Below are 770 nucleotides of genomic sequence, written 5' to 3'. Positions count from 1 at the left end.
CCGGCACCGCGGCGCCGGCGAACACGCTCGCCTTGCTCAGGGTCGCGGCCTCCTTCGACGGGGTGAACCGGCCCTCCACCACCACGCCCTTGGCGTGGTTCGAACGCTTGCCCGGATGCTCGCCGAAGATCCTGGTCATCGCCGCGATGGTCTGCTCGGCCGTGGACGAGGCCTCCTGGGCGAGGGCGGCCGGCGCGGCGAGCATCATCGCGGCGCCCAGGAGCGCGCGCCGGCCGCCCTCGCCCAGGAGGCCTCGTCCACGGCCGAGCAGACCATCGCGGCGATGACCAGGATCTTCGGCGAGCATCCGGGCAAGCGTTCGAACCACGCCAAGGGCGTGGTGGTGGAGGGCCGGTTCACCCCGTCGAAGGAGGCCGCGACCCTGAGCAAGGCGAGCGTGTTCGCCGGCGCCGCGGTGCCGGTCACCGTGCGCTTCTCCGACGCGACCGGCCTGCCGCAGATCCCGGACGGCGCGCCCGAGGCCAACCCGCACGGCCTGTCGATCAAGTTCAAGCCTGCCGACGGCGCCGAGATGGACGTCGTCACCAACTCGCTGAAGTTCTTCCCCGTGGCGACAGGCGAGGAGTTCCGCGATCTTCTGGTGGCGATCACCAAGAGCGGCCCCGACGCGCAGAAGCCCACCCCGGTCGAGCAGTTCATGGCGGCCCACCCGAACGCCCCCAAGGCGCTCGCCACCGCCAGGACCCCGTCGAGCTTCGGCCGCCAGACCTACAACGGCGTCAACGCCTTCGTGCTGGTCGACGCCGCCG

General features: G+C 71.9%; 1 protein-coding gene and 1 pseudogene. One reads left to right on the top strand and one right to left on the bottom strand.

From position 1 onward, the window contains the following. Positions 1 to 208: pseudogene (locus VP06_RS32885) on the bottom strand (catalase); the annotation flags it as partial. On the opposite strand from VP06_RS32885, the gene VP06_RS32880 reads away from it, so the two are divergent. Next, the coding region (locus tag VP06_RS32880) for a catalase (RefSeq protein WP_048468031.1) at positions 176 to 770 on the top strand (595 nt) is incomplete at its 3' end. The pseudogene VP06_RS32885 and the gene VP06_RS32880 overlap by 33 nt on opposite strands.

Source organism: Methylobacterium aquaticum (assembly GCF_001043915.1).
GTDB classification, from domain to species: domain Bacteria; phylum Pseudomonadota; class Alphaproteobacteria; order Rhizobiales; family Beijerinckiaceae; genus Methylobacterium; species Methylobacterium aquaticum.
Note: the sequence above shows the minus strand (reverse complement) of the source record. Positions and strands in the feature narration are given on the sequence as shown.